This is a genomic window from Bacillus sp. FSL K6-6038, from assembly GCF_038050455.1.
GTDB lineage: Bacteria > Bacillota > Bacilli > Bacillales > Bacillaceae_G > Bacillus_A > Bacillus_A pseudomycoides.
Genome location: NZ_JBBOUH010000001.1, coordinates 1,175,924 through 1,191,674, shown reverse-complemented (window position 1 = coordinate 1,191,674; position 15,751 = coordinate 1,175,924). Strand labels below are relative to the sequence as shown.

Annotated in this window: 6 protein-coding genes; all 6 read right to left on the bottom strand. The window is 37.4% G+C overall.

What is annotated here, in order from left to right; genetic code table 11:
• Positions 1–18: 18 nt before the first annotated feature.
• Complete coding sequence (gene addA / locus NSQ40_RS06020) at positions 19–3,744, bottom strand: helicase-exonuclease AddAB subunit AddA (protein WP_258248178.1); 3,726 nt, start codon at positions 3,742–3,744, stop codon at positions 19–21.
• A complete protein-coding gene (gene addB / locus NSQ40_RS06015) occupies positions 3,741–7,256 on the bottom strand; it encodes a helicase-exonuclease AddAB subunit AddB (RefSeq protein ID WP_098125539.1) in 3,516 nt (1,171 codons plus the stop codon). Before addB ends, addA begins: the two co-directional genes overlap by 4 nt.
• Positions 7,257–7,381: 125 nt before the next feature.
• Positions 7,382–7,945, bottom strand: a complete 564-nt coding sequence (gene lepB / locus NSQ40_RS06010; RefSeq protein WP_098158814.1) for a signal peptidase I — start codon at positions 7,943–7,945, stop codon at positions 7,382–7,384.
• A 58-nt stretch (positions 7,946–8,003) separates the two neighbouring features.
• Positions 8,004–8,597 carry a TVP38/TMEM64 family protein gene (locus NSQ40_RS06005; protein ID WP_003195862.1) on the bottom strand — a complete coding sequence of 198 codons (594 nt, stop codon included), beginning with the start codon at positions 8,595–8,597 and terminating at the stop codon, positions 8,004–8,006.
• 399 nt (positions 8,598–8,996) lie between these two features.
• Positions 8,997–10,784: a PAS domain-containing sensor histidine kinase gene (locus NSQ40_RS06000; protein ID WP_097787221.1), complete on the bottom strand. Its 1,788-nt coding sequence runs from the start codon at positions 10,782–10,784 to the stop codon at positions 8,997–8,999.
• Positions 10,785–11,374: 590 nt separating this feature from the next.
• The gene (locus tag NSQ40_RS05990; protein ID WP_258248177.1) at positions 11,375–15,574 is read right to left on the bottom strand and encodes a Cna B-type domain-containing protein; all 4,200 of its coding nucleotides are present in this window, start codon (positions 15,572–15,574) and stop codon (positions 11,375–11,377) included.
• Positions 15,575–15,751: the final 177 nt, after the last annotated feature.

Genomic DNA, 15,751 nt, shown 5'->3' with positions numbered 1-15,751 from the left:
TATGTTTCACTTACTTTGTTAATCAACATGTACTATGTGATTTCCATCAAAGAAATATAAGCACTTTTCTTTCACTGGATGATGTAAACTTTTCTCTAACGCTTTCGCATATAATGAAAGCTGTACTTTATAACGTTCTGCTAAAATCGGCTTTGCTTGATCGAATCCACCTGGGAACTTTCCTTCAATTGTATCTGTTTTAAAATCGATTAATACAACTCCGTCTTCCTCTTCTATCATACAATCGATAACCCCTTGGACAAGTACAGATTCTCTGCTCTGATTTTGCCAATCTTGATACGCCTCTTCCGCTGAAAGCATCATCGTAAACGGCACTTCACGTTCTACACTTTTCGCAGCTAACACACGCTTACCAAGATCCGTATCAAAAAATGCTACAATTCGATTAATCGCAATTTCTTCTGCTTGCTCAAATGTTAGTAACTCTTTATTTACCATTTCCGCAATTTGCTCTTGAACGGTTTCAAGCGTGATCGGTTTTTGTAAGTTAACATGTTGCATTACGGCGTGAACAGCTGTCCCCCGTTCAGCATAAGTTAACCCCTTTTTCTCCATAAAACGAGGACGCGTTTTTATAGGAGTACGAAGTTTTTTAATGAAGGCATTATCACTTCCATCTTCCGATTGATAATTCCGCTTTATCTCAGTAACAGACTGCTTCGCCCGATGCGCTGTTGCACCTTCATACGCATATTCCCAAGTTAAACGAGCATACACCTCTTCTTTTCGTTCACTTTCTAGAGGAACAGGTTTTTTCTCACGAAGCGCTTCTAACAATTCTTGCTTTTCTTCTTGTACTGGTTCCGGTGCAAGTAAAGTGCTACCATCAACCACTTCCACTTTCCAGCTCGCATCGTATTCATAAATTTCATTTGGTATATTTCCTTGTCCAAGTTCAAGAAGCATTTCGCTATCACGATGTCTATATAGTGACGGTGCAATCCAATCTAAGTAACAAGATGCTCCTGCACGAACGTAATCCGGTAACAACCAATCTGTATGTTCACGCGAGTCAAGCCACTTTTCAATTTCTTTTTCTTTATCTTTCACCGTACCAATTAAAATCAGTTTTTCTTTTGCACGCGTTAGAGCAACATATAATACGCGCATCTCTTCCGCAATTAGTTCCATCTTCATTTTACGTTTAATGGCCAGTTGTGATAACGTTGTATATTTAATTCGTTTACGAGGATCAATAAACTGTGATCCAAAACCGAAATCTTTGTGTAATAAGAATCGTTTCATTAAATCTTGTGTATTAAAACGGCGCCCAAGCCCCGCTACAAATACAACTGGGAACTCTAACCCTTTACTTTTATGAATCGTCATAATTCGAACCACATCTTCTTGTTCACTAAGCGCTCTCGCTGTTCCCATATCATCCCCGCGCTCTAAAATACGTTCAATAAAGCGAAGGAAACGGAATAAACCGCGGAAAGATGTTGCTTCGTACTGCCTTGCGCGATCATATAGTACGCGTAAGTTAGCTTGACGCTGTTTTCCCGCTGGAAGACCACCAACGAAATCGTAATAACCTGTCTCACGATATACTTTCCAAATTAAATCAGAAAGAGACTGCTGGCGCGCAAATTCACGCCACCCTTGCAAGAGATTATAGAACCATTGTAATTTCCCGTGTAATTCTGCCGCTTCTTCAAGCGGCGCGCCTTGTAAGAAGGAACGCATCACTTCATAAAACGAGCCTTTTTTCTCATGAGCACGTAACATCGCAAGCTCTTCATCATTTAACCCAACAATCGGGGAACGAAGCACAGCAGCAAGCGGAATATCTTGCATCGAATTATCAATTACCCGAAACACATTCATCATAACGGTCACTTCTGTCGCTTCAAAATAACCTGTCGCGAGCTCAGCGTAAACAGGAATGCCTTGTAATTTTAACTCTTCCATAATTTGCGGAGCCCACGGCATCGAGCGAAGTAAAATGACAAAGTCACGGTATTTCACAGGGCGCATGCTATCTGTTTTACGATCATATACTTCATAACCTGAATCAACCATCGCTTTAATTCGCTGCGCCATTAAACGTGCTTCAAGCTGTGCTTTTTCTACTTCTACACCGTCTTCTCCCTCTACCGATTCTTCTTCCTCAGACTGATGAATACATAACAGTTCGGCTGCTACATCTTCTCCTTCTGGGTAGCTCGCACCTAACTTTAGTTCAGCATCAGCATCGTAATCGATTTCCCCGACAGTTTCGCCCATAATTTGTTTAAAAATAAAGTTCGTACCTGCTAGTACTTCATGACGACTGCGGAAGTTTTTGGCTAAATCAATCTTCATCCCGCCGTCTATTCCTTCAGGTGTAAAACGTTTATACTTTCCTAGAAATAAGCCAGGCTCTGCTAATCGGAATCGGTATATCGACTGTTTTACGTCGCCGACCATAAACAGATTACCTTCTTGTTCAGAGTCTTTCGTTACAAACTTAATAATTGACTCCTGCACAAAGTTCGTATCTTGATATTCATCGACAAGTACTTCGGCAAATTTATTCCGATATTGAAGCGCAACTGGTGATGGACGAAGCTCGCCATCATTTGTACGTTCACTTAAAATTTGTAAGCAAAAATGCTCTAAATCTGTGAAATCAACCATTCCTTTATCACGCTTTATCGTTTGAAAACGCTCAGTAAATACTTTTACAATCTGAACAAGCTTTTCTAGTACAGGGTGCATATCCTTGAAATCACGTAAAAAGCTTTCTGGTTTCCGGCCAAACAACTCTTCTTGTAGCTTCTTCACTTCATCTTTCGCTTTATTTCTAAGTGAATCTACTTGTTTGATAATCTCTTCATTGTAATCACTCTTTTTAATACGCTTTAACGTTTGCCACGAAACATTTTGCATCGCTTCATATACACTTGTCCAAGACTGATGTGCTGCACTAGATAACGTCCCGAGTAACACAAGGTCTGCTTGTAATGTCTCAATGCGGGGCGCTGGCCCATCCGGAAGCATAGCCAACTCAATTGCTTTCCGAATATGCTTTTCAGCAGTTTCCAGCTGAAACTTCACATCTTCTAATAAATAAGTTGCATACGTTAAGTCTTCAATTGATTTCCCTTCCACATCATATGCTTCGACAAGCTTATCCAGCCACTTCTCTGGATCTGGATGCGCCCTCGATTCCGTATGAAGCGCTAAAATCATACGCTGCAGGTCATTATCACTACGATCGCTCGTATATCGATCAACTAGTTCAAAGAAAATGTCATTTCCTTCGATTCCATATTCCTCTTCTAATATGTCATCTAATACTTCTTCTTTTAATAATTCATTTTCCGTCTGATTAGCAATGCGAAAACGCGGATCAACGTCGAGCATATAATAGTACGTTCGAATCACTTGTAAACAGAACGAGTGAATGGTTGAAATTGATGCTTTATTTAATAAGCTGAGCTGTTTCCGAACATGCCCTGATCCTGGCTCATCAATTAATACTTTTTCTAACGCTTCACCAATTCTATTTTTCATCTCTTGTGCCGCTGCATTTGTAAACGTTACGACAAGCAAACGATCCACATCTACTGGATTCTCGGCATTAATAATTTTGCGAATAATTCTTTCTACAAGTACCGCTGTCTTTCCCGATCCCGCTGCCGCCGCTACTAAAATATCACGGCCATCTCGGGCAACTGCCTTCCATTGATCATCTGTCCATTGACTACCTTCAGGTTTCTTTGGCCAATTCTCTATCATTCTCCGCCAACCTCCTCTCTCATTTTCTCCATCGCTTCACTATCTTTCATATCTTTTAACGTGCGAAACTGATTATCTTCAAGTGATTCATCAAACTGACAAACAGAACGGAAATTACAGAATGTACAAGCTGCTTTGTTCCCCATTTTATACGGTGCGATATCAATAACACCTTCTGTAATGTCTTTCCCGATATTTTCAAATGTATGATGTACATATTGCTGTAAAGTTGTAAATTCTTGCTCACTTGCAATACTAGAACGTGCACTAAAGCTACCATCTTTTTTCAGACCTGCAGAAATAATGTCTGAACTTCCCGTTGAAAGCTTGTTATCCATCAATCGAACAACATCCGCATCTCCTAGTACGAGACCTTTCATTTTAAATTTCTTTAAAATTTCCTTTTCAATCTCTTCTTCTGAAGCATCGCCCTTCATCTCCACAATCGGATTATGGATATGGAAATATAAAACGCCAGCAGGTGATGCCGTTCCATCTTTTTTCATCCACGTATTCGCATTTGAAATAACAACGTCTAAATACGTTAACATTTGAAGTGCTAACCCATAATATACTTCTGTTAAATCTAAAGCTTTTGTACTCGATTTATAATCAATAATGCGAAGGAAGGTACCATTTTCGTCTTCCGCTTTATCTACACGGTCAATCCGGCCAACAACTTCCATTTTCACACCGTTCGGCAACGAAAACTCCATCGGCGGAAGTGAGCCTGTCCCGCCCATACCAAATGGAACCTCTAAATCAACTGGCACAAACCCACTGGACTTCGCATGTTCACGAAGGATAAGTGACGTACGGAAAATGATTTGCTGTAACTTTTGTTTCAAATAATAATTCCGATTAGAACTTAATAAAATTTGTCTTTGTAATAACGGTGCGATTTCTTCAATTACTACAGCAGAAAGATGCTCACACTCTTTTATCGATAAATCAGCCCAAGTACGATTTTCCCTAAGTAACTTGTCTGCAATTTTCTTTAATGCTGCATGGAATAATTCACCGATATCCGGTGCATCTAACTTGAAAATATCACGCTCTCTCAGCGATAATCCATGCTGCGCAAAATGAGCATATGCGCATCGATTAAATAATTCCATGCGAGAGACGCTTCCTTTAATTTTATCTCCGTATAGATCTCTACTTACAACTGAGCTAAGCTTCTGCGCACGGTTTCGATAAAATAAACTAGATAGTACACGACTACTTTTTTGCTTCCACTCGGGCGATGTAACATAGAAGTTGTAAACATCCCACCAAAAATCAAGGTTCCCTTCAAAACCATATCGTTTCCAATTTTGTAATTGCTGCGTTACATATGACAAGGTAACCTCTGGCGTTGCTACATACGAAATTTGTACCTGACGAGATAAATCATTCACATCATTCGTTACAAATACTTCTTTAACACAAGGAAACATTCTTTTCACTTTCTTAATAAAGCTAGATGAAAGTAGCGTCTTTCCTTCTTCATCCGCAAGGGGACAAGAAATATATAACTTCTCAGATGCACGAGTTACTGTTTGATAAATAACAAATTGCTCTTCTAATAACGTCTGCCTTGTTGTTGGTGCTAATTCTACACCAGCTGTAACGAGAAATTCCCTTTCTTCATCCGATAACATCCCTTCATCTGAAGGGGCTGCCGGAATGATTCCTTCATTCGCACCAATCACAAAAGCCGCGCGAATATCCGATAACCTTGAACGATCAATGTTCGCAATGAGCACTTGATCTAAAGAAGGCGGGATATTTGCAAATTGAAGTGCCTCAAGTCCCGTTGTCATTACATCGATAAACATTGAACGAGACATCTTTTCCTCACCAAGCATTTCTACAAATGTATCAAGAAGATTCATTACTTCTTCCCAAACTTGATCATGGTCACTTGCAAATAGAAAATTCCCTTCTGCCTCAGCACGCATACGCAAATCTTCCAGTTTTTTAGGAACATCTAATTCTTCTAAAAACAAATAAACCGCTTCACACATTTGTACAACTGAACTTGCACGTTTTAAACGCTTCTGCAAACGAATAATTGGTGTCCTTACCACATCACGAAGGCGGTTTATTTTCTCTTCCATTTCACGTTCGCTATCTGTTTGCATTCCGTTTACTCCATCTAGCGAACGATAACGACGATACGTCCACGGCTCATCTGCCGTCCATCTCTTTCCTTGTACGCCATATGCTAAACAGTAATTTTCAAACTCATCCATTTCTTCGCGCATTGATTCTTTTCTCACATCCAACGGATATAATAATTCCGTTTTTATACAGCGAAAAATAGCATCATAACGCCAATTCCCACTAATGACTTCTAATGCAGAACGAATGCATTCAATCAATGGATGATGTGACATTGGACGCTTTTCATCGATAAAGTGCGGAATATCGTAATCAGTAAACAATGTTTTCATTACATCATAATAGCTTTCTCCATTACGAAGAAGAACCGTAATATCTCTGTAGCGATACTCCTCTTCCGCAACAAGTCTACGAATTTCCCTAGCTACACCTTCAACTTCCGCTCGCAAGTTTGCCGCTGTATATAATGTAATGTCTGGTTCACTTTGGAACTTCTTAGACGGACGAGATTCAAACTCAGCTTCTAGATGTGCCAATGCTGGCGAAAGAAAACGTGGCTGCTCTCTCATTGAAATTGTACTTTCAACTGCGATTTTCTCCTCACGTGCCAGTTGTTTTACCTTTTCATACGTAAGTACTGTTTGATAAAACAAATCTAGTTCACTTGTTGGCTGCGATAATGTTTTTTCATCTACTGTTAACGTAATTGTTATTCTTGCTCCGCAAATCATGAGCTGTCTAATAATCTCTAATTCCCCAGGTGAAAATGAATGAAATCCGTCTATATAAATTTCTGCGCCCTTTACATAATCAGAATCCGGAAGCTTTTCTACAAGCAACTGTAAATAATCTTCTGAATCTAAATATTTACCAATTAAAGCCCGTTCAAAATCATCATATAAAAGCTGAAGATCGTACATTTTATTTGCTAATAATTTTTGCTCATCACCGCTACTATGAGCATCTAACTGTTGCCACATCTCATATACATTCGATGGCGTTACATTATAACGTTTAAACTCGGCAATCATGCTGCCTAAATGTTCAAAAAAGCCATTTTGTTCTGCTGCTTTTTGAAACACATACAACCCTTCTTTACGCGCTTCTACAATTTTACGTAGTAACATATGCACGCCAGCCTCATCAATATGAAGGCGACTTGCACCACCAACTTCTTGCAAGACCTTCCACGCTAGCCTTGAAAAACTAAAAACTTGCGCCCTGATGGAGGCGCTAACTCCTTCATTACCTATTAAAGCTTGCTGCGTTTGGAACGTCATTTGTTCCGGTACAAGATATAAAATTGTTTCGCCTCTTGGACGCTGCCCTAATTCTTCTTGCACTTCATGTAAACAAAATGTACTTTTTCCACTTCCAGCTCGTCCAATCACAAATCGAAGCGACATGTAATCCCCACCTTTCACTTACATAACGAACGTTAGTTTGCTGTCATCATTGTATTATAGGACAGGAAAAAAGACAAACAGAGGCTGCTTGTCTTTTCCTTCCCTATAAGCTGTAAACTCTTTCATTATCCTTTTGAAAAATTCGTTTGCACTTCATTAATCGGCCAATAGCGTAAATCCACTTTCCCGACAACAGTATCTGCTTTTACAAATCCAAAATGCCTGCTATCCCAACTGCCGAGACGATTATCACCAATCACAAAAATATACCCCTTCGGAACAGCCTTTTCTCTCGTTAATTCTTCTAACTTAAAATCACCTGTCAACTGCCGGCCTTCCGCTTGCCTCTTATATGTTTCCAAATAAGGCTCATCAATAAATTGACCGTTTATATACAATTTGTCATGCTTATATTCAATCCGATCGCCTGGTAGACCGATAATTCGCTTTACATAGTCTTCCTTTTTATTCGCATGAAACACGACAACATCAAATCGGTTCAACTCCCCAACTTGATAGCTAACCTTATTCACAACAAGCATATTTCCATCTTGAAGTGTCGGCATCATTGACTTTCCCTCTACAACATACGTTGAGAAGAAAAACGTTCGAAAAAAAACAGCTAATAGCACACCTATAAAGATCGTTCTCATCCACTCTAGGCCTTCTTTTTTCAAAGCTCGCTTCATCTGCCTCTCCCCTCACCCTTTTCCTATAATGAAGTTGTAATTACAGCGAAGACTAGTCTTAATGTAGTTCTAGCTTTACCTCAATCTTCTTACCGACATACCATAAAATAAAAATGACACCTATGACAATAATAGTTTTCACAGGCTTATGGATAAAAGAAGTTAAATCATGCCCAATATAACTTAAAATAAGAATCATGACTGACTTTCCAAGCGCTAACGCTAACACAAATTGTCGTCTACTAATACGTGATAAACCAGCCACAACATTAATAAGTGCAGACGGCGTAAAAGGAAAACAAAATAATATAAAAATAGGTGCGAATCCTTTTCGCTCAATCCATCCCATCGCTTTGCGCACTTTCGGATGTTTATTCACAAACGAGAAGAATCGACTTCTTCCAAAACGACGAATAACTGAAAATACAATTAATGCACCAAGAACCGATCCAAGCCATGAATACAAAAAACCAAGCCAAAACCCGAAGGCAACTGCATTTGCCATCACAAACAAAATAAGTGGCAGTGCCGGGATAAGTGCCTCTACCATCGGCAAGCTAATACCAAGGAGCGGTCCAAGTGCCCGATAACTAGCTACAAGCTGATCCATATTTTCTGCTGAAAAATACTCTTTGATTGTTTGAAAATCCATTCTACAATTTACCCCTTTGCTATATTCCTACCTCTACTTTATCATCGCTTATTGTAAAGAGGAAATGGTAGATACGACATATGGAGATGTATTTATTAAAGTTCCATAGTTTTATGTAAAAATCCTTCATTATTATTGTATGATAATCTATCATTATTTGACAGGATGTTACATATTGAGAAATAAAGTGCAACTTTAATCAGTGGAGTTTTCTTCATCCTCCACTGATTATTAGCCCTCACCAATCGGGTATTTACGGGCAGTTATCTCCCACCTATCTTCTTCGCTTCTCTCGGAATCTTGAGGTGGGAGTCTTAATGCTCGCAAATAGCGGGATAAATTTATATCCCCAAAAACGCCCTTTATCTTCCTTCATATTGTAAATTATCAATCCAGTTTTCAACTAAAGTCAACAACCGTATTATTATAAATGGGCAAAAATACTATAACAGTGGTTCCTTTCCCTACTTGGCTTCTTATGTTTATTTTTCCACCATGACTTTCAATAATTTGATAACTAATCATAAGCCCAACACCCGTTCCCTTTTCTTTTGTACTATAGAAAGGTTCCCCTAGCCTTTTAATTCTTTCTGGTGGAATACCTACTCCTTTATCTGAAATACAAATCATAACCTCGGTACTATTATGTTTTTTCACGTTAATGGTGATTTCTTGACCATTCTGTATAGCTTCAATAGAATTTTGTAAAATATTAAAAAAAACTTGTTTTAATTGAATTTCGCAGCATTCAACCAATAAATTTTCAAAATCCATGTTTAATGTAATACGAATATTCTTTATAATTGCTTGCGTACTTATTAAAGCAACCACGTTATCTAATATAGTACAAAGATTTTTAGGTTCAAATACTACAACGTTCGGTTTTGCAATAGATAAAAATTCTTGAAGAATTGTTTCAATACCTCTGATTTCAGAAAATATTAGCCTAAAATATTCCTTGTCTTCTCCTGCTTCTTGTTGTAATAATTGCATGAACCCTTTAATTACTGTTAAAGGGTTACGAACTTCATGAGCAATTCCAGCTGCCAATTGCCCTACTGCTTTAAGGGTATCTGATTTTTTTAATAATTCCGTTGTTTTTTTACGTTCTGTAATATCACGTACAATAATCATAATTTTATCCTTAAAAAGCGGTAAAAGTCTCGCTTCAAAATAATAAATTTCATCATCTAATTGTAGAGGATAATCTATTAAAACCGGAACAGCTGAAATTTGTATTTGATTAATAGCTTTCTCAAATTGCTTTGTTATAGAAACAGGTAATACCTCTTGAATTTTTTTCCCTATAAATTCTTCGATTTGAACATAAAATTTAGATATAGAATTAGTTTTACACTTCCTAATGGTCCCATCAAGGTCTGACAAAAAGTATAAATCAGGAATTGCTTTAAAAATTAATTCCAGTTCAGCCGATGTTTGTTTAAGATTTTCTTCCATTCTCTTACGGTTGGTTATATCAATCCCAATTGCTCCAATATTCCATCCTAAAATAGGAATACTCTGTAATATATTTGACCACATGATAGTTTTTATCTCACCATTTTTACAAGTTATGTTCACTTCCCAATCCCTAAAATCATTTCCATTTTTTAATAAATCGTTACATAACTGATCTCTATAAGCTTTATCAGGGTGTAGCAATTCTATTGCTGTAGGATTGTTAATAATTTCATCTGCACTATATCCAGTTACTAATTCACATTCTCGATTCCACATAATAATACTTCCTTTTTCATCAAGAGCATTAATCATAATCGGCATATTTTGTAATATGCTATATAAATGATTTTCATCATGTTGTGTTACGGTTTTTATTTGTGAATTTTTTTCATGAAAATTTTTTAAGTATAATTGTTGAGTTGCCATCTCTTCAATGAGATTTACAATACATTTAAAAGGTGTTATCTGAGAATCTACAATAACCTCTTTATTAATACTTGTCCCAATAACAAAGGTCCCTATATGCTCCTGTTCAATAACGATGGGAATATGAGTTTCTTTGAACAATTTGCTTTTTTGATTATAAAAAAAAGGTTCGCCTTTGAAAAATATAACATTTTGATTATTATCGAGGAGACAGTATGGAACTTTAGTTAAATTATAAAATTGTTCTGTTATGTTCTTGAACTCGTTTATATTTATAAGGTCTTTAAGTGTATATCTCATTATTTAACCCATCTCCTTTTTATTTAATATATCATTATAACTCTCGGGAAAACTAATTATTCGGAAAATAACATGAGCACTTTAAACAGCTTCCTAATACAACGATAATTTTGTTCTACATTGTGATTTAGATATTTCACCTGTCTTTTCGCAATGCTTGCTGGTATCTTTTTCTCTTCCTTCGACTCTACGCCAGATACTTGTGTAGAGTGATAGCACACGGATTTGAAATATGAAAAGGCCGCAAAGCTTTCTTGAAAAAGCGCTTTGCGGCCTTATGATCTCTTGTTTTTCCTAAATAAAAATCAGTTTTCCTTCTGAATCAACGGCACGCTATAAGGTGAAACTTCCACCGGTGAGGGGTCTTCATCTCCCACTGATGGAAAGCCCTCACCAATCGGGTATACGCATTAGATAATCTATGTTCTCCTATTATCTTCACTAAGTCACTTACTATTAACAAGATAATACCTTGATAGTTTCTATTTGAAATCATTTGACTTTGATATACATAATCTCCAGTCTTTCTAAGTTACTAGGATCAGCATGTCCACGTTTGATAGATTTCTTGCACCAGAACCAGTTGTTTATTATCTCATTCGTTGACGAACGAATAGGAATCCACCTAAAACGAACAATACCATACCTCCAATAATTGAAATCATTTCCGTTGGTGTTCCACCTGTTTTAGGAAGTAATGCTGTCGTCTTATCATTTTCTTTAGTAGGTGGAACTTTTGGATCGCTATTTATGTTTGTATTTGTATCTGGATCTTTGTTTGGATCTTTGTCTGGATCTTTGTTTGGATCTTTGTCTGGATCTTTGTCTGGATCTTTGTTTGGATCTTTGTCTGGATCTTTGTCTGGATCTACACCTGGTTCGTCCTTGATTTTTGTATTCGTGATATCATAACCATTTACTTCTGTTTGATATCCATCTACCGGTTGTTCTTTCACTTCATACTTGTAGGCTTTGCCATCTGCATCGTATGCTGCTAAATCTTTAAATTCGTATTTCCAACCTGTTGCTTCACTTACTTCTTTCGTATCAATCAATTTTCCATTTTGGAATAAGTCTACTTTGATCATTTTCGGACGATCTTTCGCATTATCGTCTTTCCACGTCTTCGTTCCTTCTACTTTTGTTTGGCCAACCTTTGTATTCGTGATGTCATAACCTTTGACTTCTGTTTGATATCCATCTACTGGTTGTTCTTTCACTTCATATTTGTAGGCAGCGCCGTCTGCATCGTATGCTGCTAAATCTTTAAATGTATATTTCCACCCTGTTGCTTCACTTACTTCTTTCGTATCAACCTTTTGACCGTTTTGAAGTAAGTCTACTTGAATCGTTTTCGGACGATCTGTTGCATTGTCGTCTTTCCACGTTTTTGTTCCTTCTACGGTTGTTTGGCCAACCTTTGTATTCGTGATGTCATAACCATTCACTTTTGCTTCATATCCTACTACTGGTTGTTCTTTCACTTCATACTTATAGGCAACACCATTCGCATCGTATGCCGCTAAATCTTTAAATTCATACTTCCATCCACTTGCTTCACTTACTTCTTCCGTTGCGATCACTTTACCATTTTGTAGTAGGTCTACTTTGATTGTTTTCGGACGATCTTTCGCATTATCGTCTTTCCACGTTTTCTTTCCTTCTACTTTTGTTTGACCTACTTTTGTATTCGTGATGTCATAACCGTTTACTTCTGATTTGTAACCATCTACCGCTTGTTCTTTCACTTCATACTTGTAGGCAGCGCCATTCGCATCGTATGCTGCTAAATCTTTGAATTCATACTTCCAGCCGCTTGCTTCTGTTACTTCTTGTGTGCTGATGGCCTGACCATTTTGTAGTAGGTCTACTTTGATTGTTTTCGGACGATCTTTCGCATTATCGTCTTTCCACGTTTTTGTTCCTTCTACTTTTGTTTGACCTACTTTTGTATTTGTGATATCGTAACCGTTCACTTCGGATTGATATCCGTCTACTGGTTGTTCTTTCACTTCATACTTGTAGGCTACTCCATTCGCATCGTATGCCCCTAAGTCTTTAAATGTATATTTCCACCCTGTTGCTTCACTTACTTCTTTCGTATCAATCTTTTGACCGTTTTGAAGTAAATCTACTTGAATCGTTTTCGGACGTTCTTTCGCATTATCGTCTTTCCACGTTTTTGTTCCTTCTACTTTTGTTTGACCTACTTTTGTATTTGTGATGTCGTAACCAGTTACTTCTGATTTGTATCCCGCTACTGGTTGTTCTTTCACTTCATACTTGTAGGCTACTCCATTCGCATCGTATGCCGCTAAATCTTTAAATTCGTATTTCCAACCTGTTGCTTCACTTACTTCTTTCGTATCAATCAATTTGCCATTTTGGAGTAAGTCTACTTGAATCGTTTTCGGACGTTCTTTCGCATTGTCGTCTTTCCACGTTTTTGTTCCGTCCACGGTTGTTTGGCCAACCTTTGTATTCGTGATGTCGTAACCAGTTACTTCTGATTGATATCCCGCTACTGGTTGTTCTTTCACTTCATACTTGTAGGCTACTCCATTCGCATCGTATGCCCCTAAGTCTTTAAATGTATATTTCCACCCTGTTGCTTCACTTACTTCTTTCGTATCAATCTTTTGACCGTTTTGAAGTAAATCTACTTGAATCGTTTTCGGACGTTCTTTCGCATTATCGTCTTTCCACGTTTTTGTTCCTTCTACTGTTGTTTGACCTACTTTTGTATTTGTGATGTCGTAACCAGTTACTTCTGATTGATATCCCGCTACTGGTTGTTCTTTCACTTCATACTTGTAGGCTACTCCATTCGCATCGTATGCCGCTAAATCTTTAAATTCGTATTTCCAACCTGTTGCTTCACTTACTTCTTTCGTATCAATCTTTTGACCGTTTTGAAGTAAGTCTACTTGAATCGTTTTCGGACGATCTTTCGCATTGTCGTCTTTCCACGTTTTTGTTCCTTCTACTTTTGTTTGACCTACTTTTGTATTTGTGATGTCGTAACCAGTTACTTCTGTTTTGTACCCATCTACCGCTTGTTCTTTCACTTCATACTTGTAGGCAGCGCCATTCGCATCGTATGCCGCTAAGTCTTTAAATTCATACTTCCAGCCGCTTGCTTCTGTTACTTCTTGCGTGCTGACGGCCTGACCATTTTGGAGTAAGTCTACTTTGATTGTTTTCGGACGATCTTTCGCATTATCGTCTTTCCACGTTTTTGTTCCTTCTACTTTTGTTATTTGTACCACTTTTGTATTTATAATGTCATAACCTTTGACTTCTGTTTGATATCCATCTACTGGTTGTTCTTTTACTTCATACTTATATCCTTTGCCATCTGCATTGTATGCCGCTAAGTCTTTGAATTCATACTTCCAGCCTGTTGCTTCGCTTACTTCTTGCGTTGCGATGACCTGACCATCTTGTAGTAAGTCTACTTTGATTGTTTTCGGACGTTCTGTCGCATTATCGCCTTTCCATATTTTTGTTCCTGTAATGAATGTAGTTTTCACTTTATTCGAAATCGGCAGCTTAACTCCATTTACAGCACCTGATTTAACTTCAAAACTTACTTTTTCCTGAGGATTGAAATCAATATACTCTGGAGCTGAAACCTCTTGCACATAATATTTACCTGATTGTAAATTAGGAATTTCAATTATTCCTTTTTCATCCGTTACATATACATCTCCAACTTGTTCACCTGACTCTTTATACAACTTAAACGAGACATTCGGTATTACTTTGTCTTCATCCGTTCCAAGGTGCTTAACAATTCTTAATGTTCCTTTAGGAGGTAAATCACCTTGAGCACCACCACCAGATGTTATATTTGTGACTGTGGCACTACCCGACTCAGAAACCGGTTGTTTGTATAGAATTTGATAATCAATCTTATAATCATTCTTAAAAGATTCTTGGCTCTTTCCGCTTTCCGTTATAGTACTTGTATAAAAAACGGTAAAAGACCTAGCACTTCCCATATTCCAATTAATCACGACTTTAAATGAATGACCGTCGTCATTAAACTGAACATATCCATAACGTTGATCTTCAAATTGTTTAATTGATAAAGACTCTCTGTCATTAACTGTTATCCGAAAACTATCTTTATTAAGTGTTTGACCTTCCTGCAAACTGTCAGACACAACAATATCTCTACTTAAATATTCTTTGTTTAAGTTTATATTCAAGAACCAACGCACTTCATCCGGGGTATCTGGTTGAATATCACCAGTTTTGTAGAAAAACGGTTTAGAGCCTGTACCACCACCACTGGTTGGACCGGTAATCGTTACAGTTTGCTTATCTAAAGTTGTGCCTAAATTTGTTTCAACATTTTTCGTTTGATCCGTTCCTACATCAGTCGCTTGAACTGTAAAATTAAAATGCCCTTTAATATTGTGAAGTTTCTCCACAATATCATTAAATGTACATACCACATTACCTGCACTTACTTTACAAGTACCAAAATTATTACCTTGCCCATCATTTAACGGAATCGTTCCGTTAAATCCTTGTAATTCTGGGGGCAGCGTTAATGTTAGTGTATCTCCAGACTTCATATTATTTCCAGATTTATCACTAAAAGTTACATTTATTTTAGCCTGTTCGCCGTAACTTAGTTTTGTTTTATCAATCTTAAAACTATCCACAAATCCTGTTGTATTTAACTCTTGTGCATTTGCTATTATAGGCATTAAACTTTGACCTATTGTAAACATAAAAAGCATTAGAATTGAAAAAATCGAAGTTACTCTTTTTACCATATCATTCTCCTATCAATTATTTTTAGATGGCTTCTAATATGAATATGCTATGACAATGACTCAATAGGCTGATGGTATTTTTCTCTTTCGACTGTTATAAGCTTAAAAGCTTGAAAATAGATCTCTATAAATGATTCTTCTACTCTCCATACATCTTCATTTTTTCTAATGTAACAC

Excerpts from the sequence above, each read along its gene's own strand:
- addB (WP_098125539.1), bottom strand. The coding sequence starts at position 7,256 with ATGTCGCTTCGATTTGTGATTGGACGAGCTGGAAGTGGAAAAAGTACA.
- addA (WP_258248178.1), bottom strand. The coding sequence starts at position 3,744 with ATGATAGAGAATTGGCCAAAGAAACCTGAAGGTAGTCAATGGACAGAT.
- NSQ40_RS06000 (WP_097787221.1), bottom strand. The coding sequence starts at position 10,784 with ATGAGATATACACTTAAAGACCTTATAAATATAAACGAGTTCAAGAAC.
- lepB (WP_098158814.1), bottom strand. The coding sequence starts at position 7,945 with ATGAAGCGAGCTTTGAAAAAAGAAGGCCTAGAGTGGATGAGAACGATC.
- NSQ40_RS06005 (WP_003195862.1), bottom strand. The coding sequence starts at position 8,597 with ATGGATTTTCAAACAATCAAAGAGTATTTTTCAGCAGAAAATATGGAT.
- NSQ40_RS05990 (WP_258248177.1), bottom strand. The coding sequence starts at position 15,574 with ATGGTAAAAAGAGTAACTTCGATTTTTTCAATTCTAATGCTTTTTATG.